The organism is Terrimonas rubra (genome assembly GCF_042686025.1).
GTDB classification, from domain to species: Bacteria; Bacteroidota; Bacteroidia; order Chitinophagales; family Chitinophagaceae; genus Terrimonas; species Terrimonas rubra.
In genome coordinates this window covers 1,166,975-1,183,096 of record NZ_JBHUOZ010000001.1, presented here as the reverse complement: position 1 = coordinate 1,183,096, position 16,122 = coordinate 1,166,975, and the positions used below count along the sequence as shown (strand labels likewise).

Genomic DNA, 16,122 nt, shown 5'->3' with positions numbered 1-16,122 from the left:
GAAATAATCTCCATCTCGTTACTACAAATACGGTGCTGTAAAACCCAGCATACGCATAGCCGTTTTTATTTCGGGGCTGCTGGTGAATAAATTCCATAATAAACCTGTACGGTAATTCTCTATCATGATAATGATCGGTCCCTGGTCAATAGCTAAATGCGAGGTAGCAAACCATTGCTGGTGCAAAGAAAATGCATCTGTAAATCCATATTCTTTCCATAATTTGTCGCCAAGCACATAGTAAAAAAAGTGCAGGGCGGCCATTGACTTTTCAGGGGCATAGGGGAAGGCAGATAAAGCTGCGGTTGGGGCGATCATGCCCACATCATTGGTAGGCGAGCTGGCTGCATAACTATTGGGAATATCACTTGCCGTTAACCCCCAAACAGAATCGCTGTACCCGTAATAATTTTTAGGGTTGGCCTTACTGTATTCGTAATTGATAAGCGTATGATTCCTGGCATAGACCTCATAATCTGCATAGGCATCAGATAAGCCGATAGGTTTGATACCTAAGAAGCTGTACTGGCTTAAAAATAAAGGTCCGCCCATATTGGGACCTACAGGCAGGTTATAACCGTAATAGGTAGCGCCATTGCGGATATTGCCATTGCGGGCCCAGCCATTATCATATACAATTTTGGGAATGCTGTGCGTAGGAGAGGCAGCTGCCAGTACATACGTGATCAGTGCTTCATTCCAGCCGCTGATGGGCAGATTCATGGCCCATAATTTATCAGGGCTGTAGTGCCAGTATAATACATTTTGCCCATCGCGACGGAACCAGTCCCATTCTACATTATGGTATAATGTATTAATATCATTGCGTAAAGTGGCTTCAGCTCCTGTACCATCAAAATACTGGCGGGCCGTTAATAAGCCCATCATTAAAAAAGAGGTTTCAACAATATCCGCCCCGTTATCATTAGCACTAAAGGGTACAATAGCCCCCGTTGTACCATTGATCCAATGCGAAAAAGCACCTTTTACTTTTACCACATTATTGGTTAAAAAACCAACAATCTTCTGTAAACGCGCCAGTCCTTCGGCACGGGTAATAAAACCTCTTTCTATACCTACGGGAATGGCCATAATACCGAAACCCGATCCACCGGAAGTAACAGTTTCGCCGGAAGTATTTCTTTCACGGGTTAAGCCGCTTACCGGGTGAGCAAAGTCCCAGAAGTATTTAAAGGTTTGTTGTTGCACTTTGGTTAACAAGGCATCGTTAGTGATAACGGGAAATTTACGGGAGGAGTCAATGCCGGTAACAAAAGAACGTTCTACAGCAGCGGCTAAATTACCACCCGATGTAGATTGCAGCGCAATAGATACACGGAGGTCGAATTTCTCCAGGTATTTTAAATTAGTACCAGGGGTAACCGTTAGCAGTACATTATTATCTGATAAGCCCACAGTTAAAGGAATTGAATTCCTGGCAGCATCGGTAATGGAAACAGCGTTTAAAGTAGATTCCTTTATTGGCTGTGAAAAACGTATCTTAATAACAGGACGGTTATTTACACCATACATTTCCTGGGTAAATGGCAGGTTATTAAGCTCTATTTGTTGCAGCGAGGGGGCTACAGCATTGTCACCGCCATTTCCATTGTCGCTTTTTTTACATCCTTCACTGATCAAAAAGATACATAGACATAACAAATAAACTAACTTACTCTTCATTGGCTGTTATTATTCACTAAAAAATATACTAAACACTATCTTATAAGCTGCATGTATAGCGTTCAAAAACAGGCTTTTATGTTGAAATAAAGGGGGAGTTGAAGCTCCCCCTTTTATTTTACCAGCCGGTATTTTGCGGCATTGTTGGTGTTTGTATTCTCTGGTTTTCAGGAATAGGGAAAAGCATGTGTTTTGGTAAAAATGTTTTACCATTAGCCGCCATTGCTGTTTGTCCCTGTTTAGTACGTATCAGGTCAAACCAGCGGTCATGTTCAAATGCTAATTCCAATCTTCTCTCTTTCCAAATGGCTGTTCTTAACTGGGCCTTATCTCTTACTGTTACGTCGGCCAGGCTCACACGACGCCTTACTGCGTTCAGCGCATCCAATGCATCATCAGTTAAATTCAACTCATTTGCCGCTTCGGCCAGGATTAAATACACTTCACTTAATCTTAAATATCTCAGATTTTTATCTGTTTCACTGGCACCTGCATTAGCAGAAGAATATGCTTTTTCATTATACATGGGGTTTTCAACACCTACACTTACAATTCTTCCATCATACATCACTTCTCCTCTGAAAATAATGGTAGCATCCCTGCGGATAGCATCGCCTTCTGCATTAAAGGCATCCAACAAATTTTGAGTAGGTGTATTGAAGCCCCAGCCCCAGCCGCTGGTACCCCTGGCACCCTGAGTTTGAGAGTATTGCTGAATACCATGAGCAATAGCTGTACCACGAGCCTGGAACTCAAATAAAGATTCAACGCCGTTTTCACCTACCAGTCTCCAGGTATTTGCATAATTAGGTTCGAGACTATATTGATTGGAAGCAAAAACTGCTTTTGCCATATCATAAGCCAGCTGCCATTTTTCCTGGTACAGGTACACTTTAGATAATAAACCCTGAGCAGCGCCTTTTGTAGCACGGCCTAAGTCTTTAGCCGCATAGGCTGATTTCAACGGTAAGTTATCGATAGCAAATTTCAGATCATCTTCAATATATTTATAAACATCGGCAACCGGCACCCTGTTTACTAAGTTAATTTCCTGAATGGGAATATCACCCCAACCTCTTACAAGGTAGAAATAATTCAAGGCGCGTAAAAACCTTGCTTCAGCAATAAGCCTGTTCTTATACGTTGCATCAGTTAATCCGAAAGTTTCGGTGTATTGGATAGATTGTGTTGCCCTACCGATTGATTTATACCATCTTGCCCACATAGCCTGAAAAGATCCGGCAGTAGAAGTATAAGTAAGGTTATCCAAGATATCTTTATCAGTACCGGTATCGGTGGGAGAACTTCCTTTATCTGCATTATCAGAAAGCATTTCAGTAATACCCAGGAAAGAAAAAGCATAATCCCACTCGGTAAACATACCATATATACCATTTACAAATTGCTCTGGCGTGTAGGTAACATTCTTGTCAATTGCTTCTACGGTTTCCTGTGAAGGAACATCCAGGAAATCTGAGTTTTTACATGCGCTCATTGACATGGCAACCGCTATGAAAATGGCAATATTTTTTTTATTGTGTCTCATGATTGTAATCTTAAGATTTTAAAATTGAACATTTAAACCGATTAAGAAATTCCTGGTTGTAGGGTAGGCAGACAACTCTATACCCGTTGTTCCAGAAGGAGATCCATCACTTGCAATTTCAGGAGAGAACCCACTATATTTTGTAAATATTACAGGGTTCTGTGCTGTTATATATAATCTAAGATTTGACGAACTGGAATACAATCTTTTAAACGTATAGCCTAATGTAATATTATTTATCCTGAAATAATCACCACGCTCAAGATAATAACTGGAAGCATAAGAGTCCCTGGCAGCACCCGGATGTTTGTTAGTTGAGCCATCTCCTGTCCAGCGGTCATTGAATACATCGGCTGATATATTTTCACCACCGTCAATACGTGTACCTTTTAATCCATTATATACTTTGTTACCTCCTACTCCATATCCATAGATTGATAAATCAAAGTCCTTGTAGTTTACTCCTACGTTGATACCATAAGTTGAAGATGGAATATAAGAGCCAAAGAATACTTTGTCCCTGTTGTCAATTACACCGTCCTTATTCTGGTCTTTATACCTTAAATGGCCGGGAATAGGTGAGCCTATTTTAGGGTTAGCAGCAATTTCAGCCGCATTTTGCCAAACGCCCTCTGCTTCATACATCCACCACCCATAAATAGGTTGGCCCTCACGTAATTGTTTTGTAATCTGACCATTACCCAGACTGCCGCCTATGGCTCCGTCATAAGCAGGTGTAACATCTTTTACCTCGTTTTTATTGTATGAGTAATTAACCCCAACATTAAAACTTAAATCTTTATTGATAGCCCTGTTATAATTAAGTACTGCTTCGATACCAGCATTCAGCACTTTTGCACCATGAGCATAAAAATTTTGCTCATAGGGTGAGGTATAACCAGGTGTTACATTTAAGATGGTATTCTTGTTTAATTTATGATAGTAATCAATTGAACCGGTAAGACTGTTGTTCAATACAGCAAAATCAACACCTACGCCGGTTTCTTCTGTTGTTTCCCAGGTTACGCCTACTGCCGGAGTACCGTAAGCTGCTCCAAAAACTAAATCCTGTGAAGGCCCAAAGACATAGTTATAGCTACTGCTACCTGCATTGGTTAATATCTGAGATACATTTAAAGGAATATCCTGGTTTCCTAAACGCCCCCAGTTAGCACGTACCTTTAAGAAATCTAACCATTTAACATTACCCAGAAATGACTCATTACTAACAGTCCAGCCCAAACCTATAGCAGGGAATGTGCCCCAATATTCTTCCGTTGCTCTAAATACACTGGATCCATCTCTTCTTAAAGTGGCAGTTAAATAATAACGGTTGTCGTAATTATATTGTACACGGCCAAAATATGATGCTAATGCCCTTGGTGTAAAATAAGTCTGGTTAAGTGTTTTCTGGTACGCAGAAGATCCTAAATTGATATTCCAGTATTGTTCTTTTGCCGGAACATCATAACCGGTGCCGCCAATTGTATTTCCAATACCCACTTTTTCACGTGACATACCGGCAATAGCTTCTACATTGTGATTACCAAATTTTTTCTGGAATGTGAGGAAGTTTTCCCAAACCCATCTGAAAGTTTCCTGCTGAGAAGTACTAAGGCTATTATTTGCATAGGTAGTCACTGCAGGGTTTGCTGTTTTTAATGCAATGAATTCTGCTTCTGTACGGGTAGGGTCTGCATTTAACCAGCCATCTTTTATGTCGGTAAACCCACGGCTTCTAAAATAATATTTAGTAGCACCTAGCCTGGAAGTTACTTTTAAAAATTTAGCAATTTTATATTCACCCTCCAAGCCTCCTTGCAGCATAGTAGATTTTGTTAACTCATTATTGGCCGCAATTGCATACACCGGGTTTCCTATTGAGTTTAAACTGCCCACTGTTTGTCCTGCGGTTCGTTCGTAAGTCACTACACCTGTTGTCCTATTTACAAAAGGACGGCCAGAACGGCCATTTGCATACATTACAGGAACCAGTGGTGATTGACGATAAGCATCGCTGAATGCCCCGTATGGTTTAGGAGTTGCTTCGGAAAATGTCAGGTTTAAGGTCTGGTTAAACCTTAATTTGTTATTAAAGAATTTATATGTATTGTTATTCCTGATGGTATTTCTTGTAAAAGATGACCCATCAAGAATACCATTTTCCTTAAAGTTATTAACGCTCAGGAAGTAGTCAACATTTTCTGAACCACCTGAAAGACTTATTGCATTATTAAATACAGATCCGTTTTTAATGATTTCATCGTACCAATCTGTATTATTAGCCTGCTGACTTACATCAGCTAAACGCCAGGTTTGGTTAATAGACGCCAGGTTCTGATTGATGTAAGCTATATACTGACTGGCATCGGCCATTTTTACCCGATTCAATATATTCTTTACACCTGCATAACTTTCATAACCTATAACCGCTCTTCCTATTCTGCCCTTTTTGGTCGTTACCATAATAACACCATTTGCAGCACGCAAACCATAAATAGAAGCAGATGAGGCATCTTTCAATACATCTATTGACTCAATATCAGTAGGGTTGATATTATTAATATTATCAACAGCCATACCATCTACAATATATAATGGGTTACGGCCACCTAAAGCTGTACCTAACCCGCGGATGATTACATTGGGAGTTGAGCCTGGGGCTTCCGAGGCGATGATATTTAAGCCTGCAACTTTACCTTGTACAGACTGCATGGCTGACATTGCCGGTTGTTTGGTAATTTCAGCGCTTTTTACACTGGCTATAGAGCCTGTCAGATCTTTTCTGGTAGAAGTGCCATAACCTACCACTACTATGTCCTCCATAGTCTTTTCAGCCGATTGCAGGACAACATTAATCGTTGTACGCCCGTTTACTCTTTCTTCCATAGTTGCATAGCCAACGGAAGAGAATACAATTGTGGCATCGTCCGGAACGGTTAATGAAAAGTTTCCTTCCTCATTGGTAGTTGTGCCAACAGTTGTTCCTTTAATGGAGACGGATATGCCGGATAAAGGCTCGCCGGTAGCCGAAGTAACTTTACCGGATACTCTTAATTCCCTGACATTTATTTCCACACTGGCCGGATCATCTTTTAAAACAACCAGGTTGGTATTTAAAATTTTGTATTTAATGCCGGTATTGGAAAAAACACTGTTTAAAATATCGCTAACCGGTGTTTCTTCGGCTTGTACACTTACCCGGGGTTTACCTTTTAAAATCTGTTCATCGAATAGAAAGCGGTAACCGCTCTTTTTTTCGATAGCAAATAATACTTTTTTTATTTCAACCGTATTCATACGCAGGGAGATCTTATCCTGCGAATAAGTGTTGGCTGAAACCTGTAAGCAAGCTACTGTCAGTAAAAAGATCGTTAGTTTCATAAAACGTAAAAGCGTTGACGATAGCAGTTTATTAAAAATAAGTTCTGCTTCATTTTTTTTCATAATTTACATTTGAGAGGTTAAGTACTGATAAATTATCCTGTGGAGGTGTTTTGTATGGTATTTAACTTTGACAGGGGCCGCTGCAACGGCTCCTTTTTAGTTATACCATACCACCTATGGTCCGTAGTTTTGTTTCATTTAACAATTAGTGGTTTGGTTTATAAATTATAATTTTCCGACCGTTACGTTTAAAAGCAAAAGCATCGGTAGAGGTATAGCTAAGCGCTTCCAATGCCTGTTCAATATTTTCGTTTTCAAACTTCCCGGTTAATCTTTTTTTATTCAATACGGCTTCTTTTATCTCTATTTCCACATCAAACCATCTTTCCATTTTCAGTGCTACATCCTCCATTTTTTCATCGTCAAATGCGAGGATATTATCTTTCCACTGAACTTCGGTTACTGAACTATCCACGGGGCTGTATTTCAGTTTACTGATCGCTACTATCGGCTCTTGTGTAAGGATATTATCCTGGCTGGTTACGGATGCAGAACCGGGCCGGGTATTATTTTCAACAACCAGTTTTTCTTGGGGTTCAAGAATTATTTTATCATTAGGCCGGCTTTTGATTGAAACCTCGATCTTTCCTTCCAGCAGGCTGGTTTCCGATGTTTCATCATCGGGGTAGGCCTTTACATTAAAAACAGTTCCCAGTACTTTAATATCAAAACTCCTGGTTTTAATAATAAAAGGCATGGAGGCGTTTTTAGCCACATCAAAAAAACCTTCTCCTGTTATCTCCACTTCCCTTTTTTCAATACCGAAATCTTTGTTATAGATAAGTGAACTGCCGGCATTTAACCATACCGTAGAGCCATCCGGTAATTGTATTTTTGATTTTGAACCAAACCGGGTTGTTATTTCATTTATATTACTCATGGCCTGCACCGGAGAAGCATTGCCGGGTTTGGCCTGCGTATATTGCAGGTAAACAAAGGCCCCGTATAACATAGAAGCAGCTATGGCCGCTCCTGCCATCAATTTAATGACCCGCCTTTTATTTTTTTTATTCGCGGAAGCAGGTAACCCAATAGAGGGCAGGCCCAGTTCCGAAGAGCCGTTCTTTTCCTGCATCCGGTGCAAATGCAGCATATACGCATCTTCTGCATCGGCCATATCTTTATCGGAAAAAGGGGCAGATGTATTCCAGATGTCCTCTACGGACTGGATGGAATATTGCCACTCAGGATGTTGTTTAACCAGATTTTCCAATTCGGTTAATTCGCCGGGAGTGGCTTCCCCTGCTAGTTTTTTAGCAAAAAGTATCCAAAAGTATTCCTGGCTCATGCAATCGTTGAATATATAGCTTTGGTATAAGACAACGCTGCCGGTAAGAAACCCCTAAAAGCGGGACAATTATTTTTTTACAGATTTCGTGGTTTGGGTGGTCAGGTTGAAAGGCATACATTTTACCAGCCGGCGCATGGCAATGGCCATTTGCGCTTCCACCGTTTTCACCGATATATTCAATAAATCGGCTACTTCCCTGTATTTTAAGCCGTCATCCTTGGTGAGCTTGAATATCAGCCGGCAACGCGAAGGGAGGTTTTGAATGGTTAAACGGATTTGCTGGATAATCTCTTCCGTCATCATTAAATTCTCCGGGTTGAAATAAACACTGTTTTGGGGAACTAACCATTCGGAATTATCCAATTCCTTTTGCCGCTTTTGCTGTTTTAAAATGTTGAGCGACCTGTTTTTTACGGCTGTATAACAATAAGCCAAAGGGGAACTTACATCAGTTAACTGGTTACGTTTTTCCCAAATAGTAATAAACACATCCGAAACCACATCCTGCGCATCCTGTTGCGACTTCAGTATGCCATAGGCAAACTGGCACAAGGGCTTATGAAGCTTTATAAACAGTGTTTTATACGCAGCTTCATCGTCCTGCATGACCAGGTAGAACAGGTCTTTTATTTGAGCAGTATTGTTCATGTAGCAATCGGGAATGTAAAATTACTTATTTAAACCATACTATGCCTCAAATATATGTATGCCTTGAAAGGCTGAACCCGGTAGCACATTTATACCCGCATTTACCGGAACAACAAGTTTTTTTATTATAAATACGGTGCGGTAAAGCCCAGTGTACGCATGGCCGTTTTAATTTCGGGACTACTGGTGAATAAATTCCATAAAAGACCGGTCCGGTAATTTTCGATCATTAATATTATCGGGCCCTGGTCTATTGCCAGGTAGGAGGAGGCAAACCAGGATTGCTGTAATGAGAAAGCATCGATAAAGCCATATTCCTTCCATAATTTATCACCCAGCACATAATAGTAGAAATGTAAAGCCGCCATTGATTTTTCGGGCGTATATGGAAAAGCCGATAAAGCTGCTGTCGGTGCAATAACGCCCACATCATTGGTAGGAGAACTCGCCGTATAACCATTGGGAATATCGCTGGCGGTCAGCCCCCAAATTGAATCGCTGTAACCCAGGAAGTTTTTGGGATTGGCCCTGGAATATTCATAATTGATCAGGGTGTGGTTTTTTACATAGGTTTCGTAGTTGGCATAAGCATCGGTTAACCCGATAGGCTTAATACCTAAAAAACTATAATGACTCAAAAATAACGGGCCGCCTAAGTTGGGACCAACAGGCAAAATATAGTTGTAGTAGGTATTCCCGTTTCTCATATTCCCGTTACGTGCCCAGCCATTGTCGTACACAATTTTAGGAATACCATGCGTTGGTGATGCCGCTGCCAATACATAGGTAATTAAACATTCGTTCCACCCGTTGATGGGCAGGTTCATTACCCATTGCTTGTCGGGACTGTAATGCCAGTATAATACATTTTGTCCATCACGACGGAACCAGTCCCATTCAACATTTTGGTATAACTCATTAATATCATTACGTAAGGTAGCTTCAGCACCTCCGCCATCAAAGTACTGGCGGGCCGTCAGCAGTCCCATCATTAATAAAGAGGTTTCTACCAGGTCGGCCCCATTGTCATTAGCACTAAAGGGAACAATGGCACCCGTAGTGCCGTTTATCCAATGTGAGAAAGCTCCCTTCACTTTAACGGCTGTATTTTTTAAGAATCCTGTGATCTTCTGCATACGAGCCAATCCATCGGCGCGGCTTATAAAACCACGTTCAATACCCACAGGAATAGCCATAATGCCAAAACCCGAACCACCCGATGTTACTGTTTCCCCGGAAGTATTCCGTTCACGCGCCAGGCCGCTTACCGGATGTGCAAAATCCCAAAAATATTTAAAGGTTTGTTCCTGCACCTTTGTCAGCAGCGCATCATTGGATATAGCCGGAAATTTACGTGAGGAATCGAGTCCGGTCCTAAAGCTCAGCGTTTGCTGATTGCGCAGGGTAGCATCCGTTTTTGAACGAAGAGTATTGGTTATAGATAATGTAAAACTGCCCAGGGAAGGGAGTTTATTAACAGGCTGCAGTAAGATGGTTTTATCGCTGTTCTCCAAAGAAAAGTTGTAGGAAAGTGTTGCCGTTCCATGCATCAATGATAGGGCATTGTTTACGGTGGAAGCATTAATCGCTTCATCAAAAGTAATTCTTATTGCAGGCGTCAAGGGCATGTTTTGCGCCAGGTTGTTAAACGGCTGGTTATTGATAGTGGTACTTTGATAATCAAACCATTTGGGTACAACAGGTGGCGGGTTATCACTTTTTTTACAGGATGCCAGTAAAAGAGATATAACCGCAGTTACAATAAAAATAAACTGTTTCACTTTTTACTTTTTATTACAGGTAACACAACGCCTACCCGAAAATTACTAAATGATATATATTTCCACTACACAAACCCTTCCCCGGCCAGTAGTTTTTGTTTTATCTACCTGTTAAAAAACCAGTGTTTGTATAGAATGCGGAAGTGCATTCACCGCAACAGCCTTACCATTTATCCATAAATAATAAGGTGTCCTGATATTGCTTTGATTCATTACCACCACAACAACAGTGCCATCGGGATTTTTAAAGGCGGTTGTCAATAGCTGGCTGCGGCTGGCAGAACTGATTATTCTTTTTGCACCAGGTTGAATGAATTTTGAAAAATGACCTATGTAGTAATAAGCATTGGTATAAATGAGCTTGCCGGTTTTGGTATCCGCATGTACAGGCGCAAAACAAAAGTTTTGAACATGATTAGGGCCTCCCGTTTCATCTAATAAAATATTCCAGTCAGTAAAGCCTACCATCCCGTTATTAAAGTCATTGATCATGGAACGGCCATATTCCTCACCCAGTTCCCATGCTTTATAACGAGCCGGGTTAAAACTTTCCGCACATCCTTCGGTAAAGAAAATATGTTTATCGGGATAGGCTTCCTGCACACGTTTGAGGTTTTCGTACATCGGCGTGCCGCCGCTCCAGTCTTCATACCAGTGAAAGCCAATACCCCATATATACTTCGCCGCTTCCTTATCTTTGAAATAAGTTTGCGCCCGCTGATAAATCAAATCCCTGTTATGATCCCAAACGATAATTTTTTTATCCTGCAAACCTTCTTTATGCATAACAGGTCCTAAATGATTTTTTAAGAAATCTCTTTCTTCCTCGGCAGTATAAAGACAGCTTTCCCATTTTTGGGTAGCCATAGGTTCATTTTGTATACTGATACCCCAAACAGGGATACCTTCTTTTTCATACTCCTTAATAAACCTGGTGTAATACATGGCCCAGCTATTATAAAACTCAGGCTTTAGTTTACCACCCCGGAGCATATCATTATTGGTTTTCATAAAAGCAGGCGGGCTCCACGGACTGGCAAATAAATTAAAAGAGCCGCCGGCAGCCTGCTGCGCTTCTTTAATAAACGGGATCTTATATTTCCGGTCATGTGTAATATCAAATGTTTTTAATGCACTATCACCTTCCTGTATATACGTATAGCTATCACTGCTAAAATCGCAACTGTTAATATTGGTACGGGCAATAGTATAAGCCAGGCCTTCCTTTTTATCAAAATGCGCCTTTAAAAACTCCTGCTGGGTTGCTTTGGGCAGTTTATAAAATGTTTCGGCAGAGGCATCGGTCAAAGCGGCGCCCATACCGACATAGGTTTGAAAGGTTTTATCAGGATCAACAAATACCACGATCTGGTTTTCAAAAGGCTGACCCATTTCTTCAAAGGCCAGGCCAGTTGCAGTATTCGCTAACCGCCAGTCAGCTGTATCGGCCGTAGTATATACGTTCACTTTTTTATCTGTTGCCGTATAAGACAGGGAATCTTTTACTGTGTTATGCTGATTACCATCACTGGCACTGTTACAAGCCATCCAAAAACCTGCACTCAACACGATCAATATTTTTTTCATTTTTTTATCAGATTTATTGAACTACCAAATATATGTACCTACACTTCCCCCGGGTAAAGAGGTAAGCGCCAGTTTATTATTATACCGGATATTAAAATTGGAAGTGTTTTCATTATCATTTAATACGATCAGTACTTTTTTACCGTCTGCTCTTTTAAATGCCACACTTAAAATATTGCCTGAATGAGTGCTGCTGATCCGGGTAGAGCCGGTTGGCACAAATTTGGACGCATGTGCAATAATATAATAAGCAACATTCCTGGTTACAGTAGAGCCACTAATGGTTAACGCTCCCTTACATTGTGTACAACCGCCTGCGGTATGTGGTCCAAAGGATGGATCATTTGCCAAATTCCACTCCAAAGCCGTTTTACTCCAGTTACGCATTGATCCGATAATTACATTACGCAGGTGCCATTTTAAATCACCGCCAAAGTCGCCTGTAGAACTTGTCCATTGTTCGGTGAAATACAGGTTTTTATCCGGGTGGGCTGCCTTCACCGTACTTAATGCGTTTATATCACCTGCATACAAATGAAAAGCTGAACCATCAATATATTTTTTTGCATCCGGGTCATTTAAAATAGTTACGGGATAGTTAGGGTTATCACAGTTATGATCCCAGATAATGATTTTAGTATTAATAGCTGCTGCCTGGAAAGCCGGGCCTAAATGATTTTTTATAAAATCACGCTGTTCGGTTGCTTCCATACGCATGCTGGGGTTATTACCATCATGCTGCGGTTCGTTCTGGATGGTCACGGCATCAATGGTGATACCTTCGGCCTTCATTGCCTGGATATATTTTACAAAGTAATTGGCGTATACACTGTAATACTCTGGTTTTAACTTTCCTCCAATGGAGCTGCCATTATCCTTCATCCATGTTGGCGGACTCCAGGGCGTGCCCATGAGTTTTATATTCGGATTAATCGCCAGTATCTGTTTCAATAAGGGAATAAGGTGTGTTTTATCCTCAGCCAGGTCAAACTGGCTAAGCGTAAGGTCAGTTTGACCGGCCGGCAGATCATTGTAACTAAAAACTGCAGGGCTGAGATCTGATGCGCCCATTCCCAAACGCAGGTAGTTAATACCAATACCATTGCCGGTAGTATCAAAAAGTTCTTTTATCAGGTTGACCTTTGCGGTTGCAGTCATTTGGTTAATGAGCATGGCACTTCCGCCAGTAAGCGTGTATCCAAACCCATCCACCTGCTGGTAGGCAGTTGCAGAGTCAATATAAATATTAGGATAACTGTTTTCAGTTGTGGTAAATCCAATGGTTGTACTTTGCTTTTGTAATAGAACCGATTGATTGCCTCTTGTTAGCCAAAAATCTACCTGGTTAACCACCGGATCTGTAGGCCCGGGCGTTACAGGCGGCTGTGCACCTCCTCCACTGCTTTTCGAGCACCTGCAAGCTGTACCGATAACACTTATTAATACTACGAAAACAAGAATTTTATTTTTCATGCGCTTTATTTTTACAGGGAACGTCAAAATTTATTCAACATACATACCATTCAACCACACAGTACGAAGAAAGGTCATACTGCCGGCAGTGCCTCCATTAACCTTTAGACAGTTATTAAAATACAGGCCCCTGTTCTTTTTATTATATAGAAAAAAGGGCCGGACTAAACTTAGTCCAGCCCCTTATTTACCGGTTTATTTTTAACTCAATTATTTTTTATTAACAAACAGGCTTTGTACTTCTGCTGCCGTTAAGGCTGTACTATATAACCTTACCTGGTCAATCTCGCCTTTAAAAGAGCTTTGTAACCAGCCGGCGGCGCCATCAGCTTCGCTATCATTTCTCGGGCCACGGCCTATTCTTACTTCTGCTATTTTTTCATCATCCAGGTTCAGGTCACCATGGGTACCCCATACTTTTGTATTTGGATTTGCCACTCCATCTATATAAAGTGTCATGGTACTGGTGGGTGCATTGTAAACAGCAGCTATATGATGCCATTTATTATCCAGTAAACCGGCAATCATTTGCCCGCCTTCCCAGGTAAGCCAACCATCGCCATTTTTTGACTGAATATAAAGTTTAACTCCGCAGGCTGCATTATTACCTTCCAGGAAAAACAGGAAGTTCCCGTTTGACCAGTTGTAATCATTCGCGGCTCTGAAGCTCAGTATATATTCAGGGCCGTTTCCATTCTCATTATTCTTGGTCTGGCCATCTCTCTTAAACCATGAAGAAACAGTAAAGCTTTTTGCAGTAATGGCCCAATCGTTAGGCTTTATGTATTTTACATATTTGGCCGTTTCTCCTTTGATGGCTTTACCGCTAATACCATCTACACTGGTCAACGGATTATCACTGGGATAATTAGCCCTGATGCTATCTACCGCGTTTTTAAGGTTATTATCAGTAGTTCCGTCAAAAGCAACATAAAAGCTTAAAGGGCCACCGGGAGGGTTGGCGTCTTCAGGATATTCGCCCAGGTCGGGTTTGCTCATTTTCTGGCATCCCGCAAGCAATAAAGCTGATACGGTGATAGCCGGGAAAAATTTGTTTAATATATTTTTCATTTTTTTTTAAGTTTAAATCATGAAATTGATCGTGACGGTGCTTTCATTATCTATTACGGATATTCAGGATTTTGTAACAATGCACCCTGTGACTGGTCAATTATCTGTTGTGGCAGTGGCATATACCTGTTACGGTTTTGATAGCCTGCAGCTCCCAGTACTGAAACGGCATCACCCCAGCGAACCAGGTCAAAGAACCTTTCTCCCTCACCAGCCAGCTCAATACGTCTTTCATGTTTAATAGCAGTTCTCATCTGTGCCTTATTTACAAAAACCACTTTGGGTAATACACCTGCCTGACCTTCCCTGGCCCTGGCTCTTATCATCTCCAGTAAGGTTTCGGCCCTTGGCCCGTTATCCGCTTCATTGGCCGCTTCAGCAGCCATTAACAATACATCCGCATAACGAATAATACGCTGATTGTATGCGCCATTACCATTAGGGTCATTGGTACGGGCCTGTTCGGCCGGATCAGCATACACTTTTTTATTCCAGTAAGGACGTGGAAGTACGGCAGGGTAAGCAGGTAAAGTACGGCCATAGCCACCATACTGCGGATCATCTGATTGACCGGAAAACAGGATCGTTCTTTTTAACCTCGGGTCATTGGCTTCATAGGCATTAACTAAGTTAACTGTAGGCGTGTTCCATCCCCAGCCCATGTTCCATCCGGATGCATCAGAACCTCTTACGCCCTGTGCTGTTGCAAAGAAGCCATAAAAATCGGGTCTGCCTCCATCGCCTTTGTAAGCCTGGATCTCAAAAATAGACTCAGGGCCGTTTTCGCCGGCTGTCTGGAACACCCTGGAATAGTTAGACTCCAGGGAATACTGGCCTGATGTAATTACCTGTTCCAGTAACGTTAAGGCATCACCCCATCTTTGACGATACAGCAAAGTTTTTGCATGTAAAGATTTTGCCGCACCCATGGTTAATCTTCCTGGGTAAAGACTTGTACCGGTAGCGCTATTCCAGTTAATGGGCAAATGCTGCTCGGCATAGGTAAGGTCTTCATCAATTAAGGTATAAATATCCTGTACAGTAGATTTAGGCATCCTGTTCACCTGGTCTGCATTACGGATGGGCACAGTAACTTTTCGTACCTCGCCGTAAGTTCTTACAAGGTCAAAATAAGTAAGCGCCCTTACAAATCTTGCTTCTGCAATATTTACCCTTGAAGCGGGATCATCAAGTTTTAAGGAGTCCGCTGTATATAAAACGGTATTAGCCAGGTTCACCATTACATATTTACGTTCGTAATAAGTATTGGTGCTCCAGTGATCTTTTGAGTACTGAAACTGATCATAAATAACCGCCCAGTCAGCACCATCCGACTCACTGCTACCTTTAATATAATCGTCATCGCGGAAGCTGTGAATAGCCAGCCAGGGAATATGTCCCCAGGCAGCACCACCAACATCGGGGTTACGTAAGCCGCCATAAAGACCAAATACCAAACCTTCCAAACCACCCTGTTTTATATCATCCAAAGTTGCTTCCAGGGGTTTTTTATCAAGAAACTTTTTACAGCTCTGCAGGCTTACCATTAACATGGCAAGTGCAAGAACTCCAAATATTATTCTTTTCATATAAAA

10 protein-coding genes are annotated in these 16,122 nt (G+C 41.5%); all 10 read right to left on the bottom strand.

Annotated features, from left to right (window positions below):
* Positions 1-21 precede the first annotated feature (21 nt).
* Complete coding sequence (locus ACFS6H_RS05060) at positions 22-1,683, bottom strand: glucoamylase family protein (RefSeq protein ID WP_386095900.1); 1,662 nt, start codon at positions 1,681-1,683, stop codon at positions 22-24.
* A gap of 118 nt (positions 1,684-1,801) precedes the next feature.
* Complete coding sequence (locus ACFS6H_RS05055) at positions 1,802-3,229, bottom strand: RagB/SusD family nutrient uptake outer membrane protein (protein WP_386095898.1); 1,428 nt, start codon at positions 3,227-3,229, stop codon at positions 1,802-1,804.
* 18 nt (positions 3,230-3,247) lie between these two features.
* Positions 3,248-6,676: a TonB-dependent receptor gene (locus ACFS6H_RS05050; RefSeq protein WP_386095896.1), complete on the bottom strand. Its 3,429-nt coding sequence runs from the start codon at positions 6,674-6,676 to the stop codon at positions 3,248-3,250.
* 145 nt (positions 6,677-6,821) lie between these two features.
* Positions 6,822-7,964, bottom strand: a complete 1,143-nt coding sequence (locus ACFS6H_RS05045; protein ID WP_386095894.1) for a FecR family protein — start codon at positions 7,962-7,964, stop codon at positions 6,822-6,824.
* Positions 7,965-8,033: 69 nt separating this feature from the next.
* Complete coding sequence (locus tag ACFS6H_RS05040) at positions 8,034-8,615, bottom strand: RNA polymerase sigma-70 factor (RefSeq protein WP_386095892.1); 582 nt, start codon at positions 8,613-8,615, stop codon at positions 8,034-8,036.
* 125 nt (positions 8,616-8,740) lie between these two features.
* On the bottom strand, positions 8,741-10,396 hold the full coding sequence (locus tag ACFS6H_RS05035) for a glucoamylase family protein (protein ID WP_386095890.1): 1,656 nt from the start codon (positions 10,394-10,396) through the stop codon (positions 8,741-8,743).
* A gap of 111 nt (positions 10,397-10,507) precedes the next feature.
* On the bottom strand, positions 10,508-11,983 hold the full coding sequence (locus ACFS6H_RS05030) for a glycoside hydrolase family 30 protein (RefSeq protein ID WP_386095888.1): 1,476 nt from the start codon (positions 11,981-11,983) through the stop codon (positions 10,508-10,510).
* A 21-nt stretch (positions 11,984-12,004) separates the two neighbouring features.
* The gene (locus ACFS6H_RS05025) at positions 12,005-13,456 is read right to left on the bottom strand and encodes a glycoside hydrolase family 30 protein (RefSeq protein ID WP_386095886.1); all 1,452 of its coding nucleotides are present in this window, start codon (positions 13,454-13,456) and stop codon (positions 12,005-12,007) included.
* A gap of 210 nt (positions 13,457-13,666) precedes the next feature.
* Positions 13,667-14,527 (bottom strand): LamG domain-containing protein, encoded by an 861-nt coding sequence (locus tag ACFS6H_RS05020; protein ID WP_386095883.1) that lies wholly within the window; start codon positions 14,525-14,527, stop codon positions 13,667-13,669.
* Between the two features lie 53 nt (positions 14,528-14,580).
* Complete coding sequence (locus ACFS6H_RS05015; RefSeq protein WP_386095881.1) at positions 14,581-16,116, bottom strand: RagB/SusD family nutrient uptake outer membrane protein; 1,536 nt, start codon at positions 16,114-16,116, stop codon at positions 14,581-14,583.
* Positions 16,117-16,122: the final 6 nt, after the last annotated feature.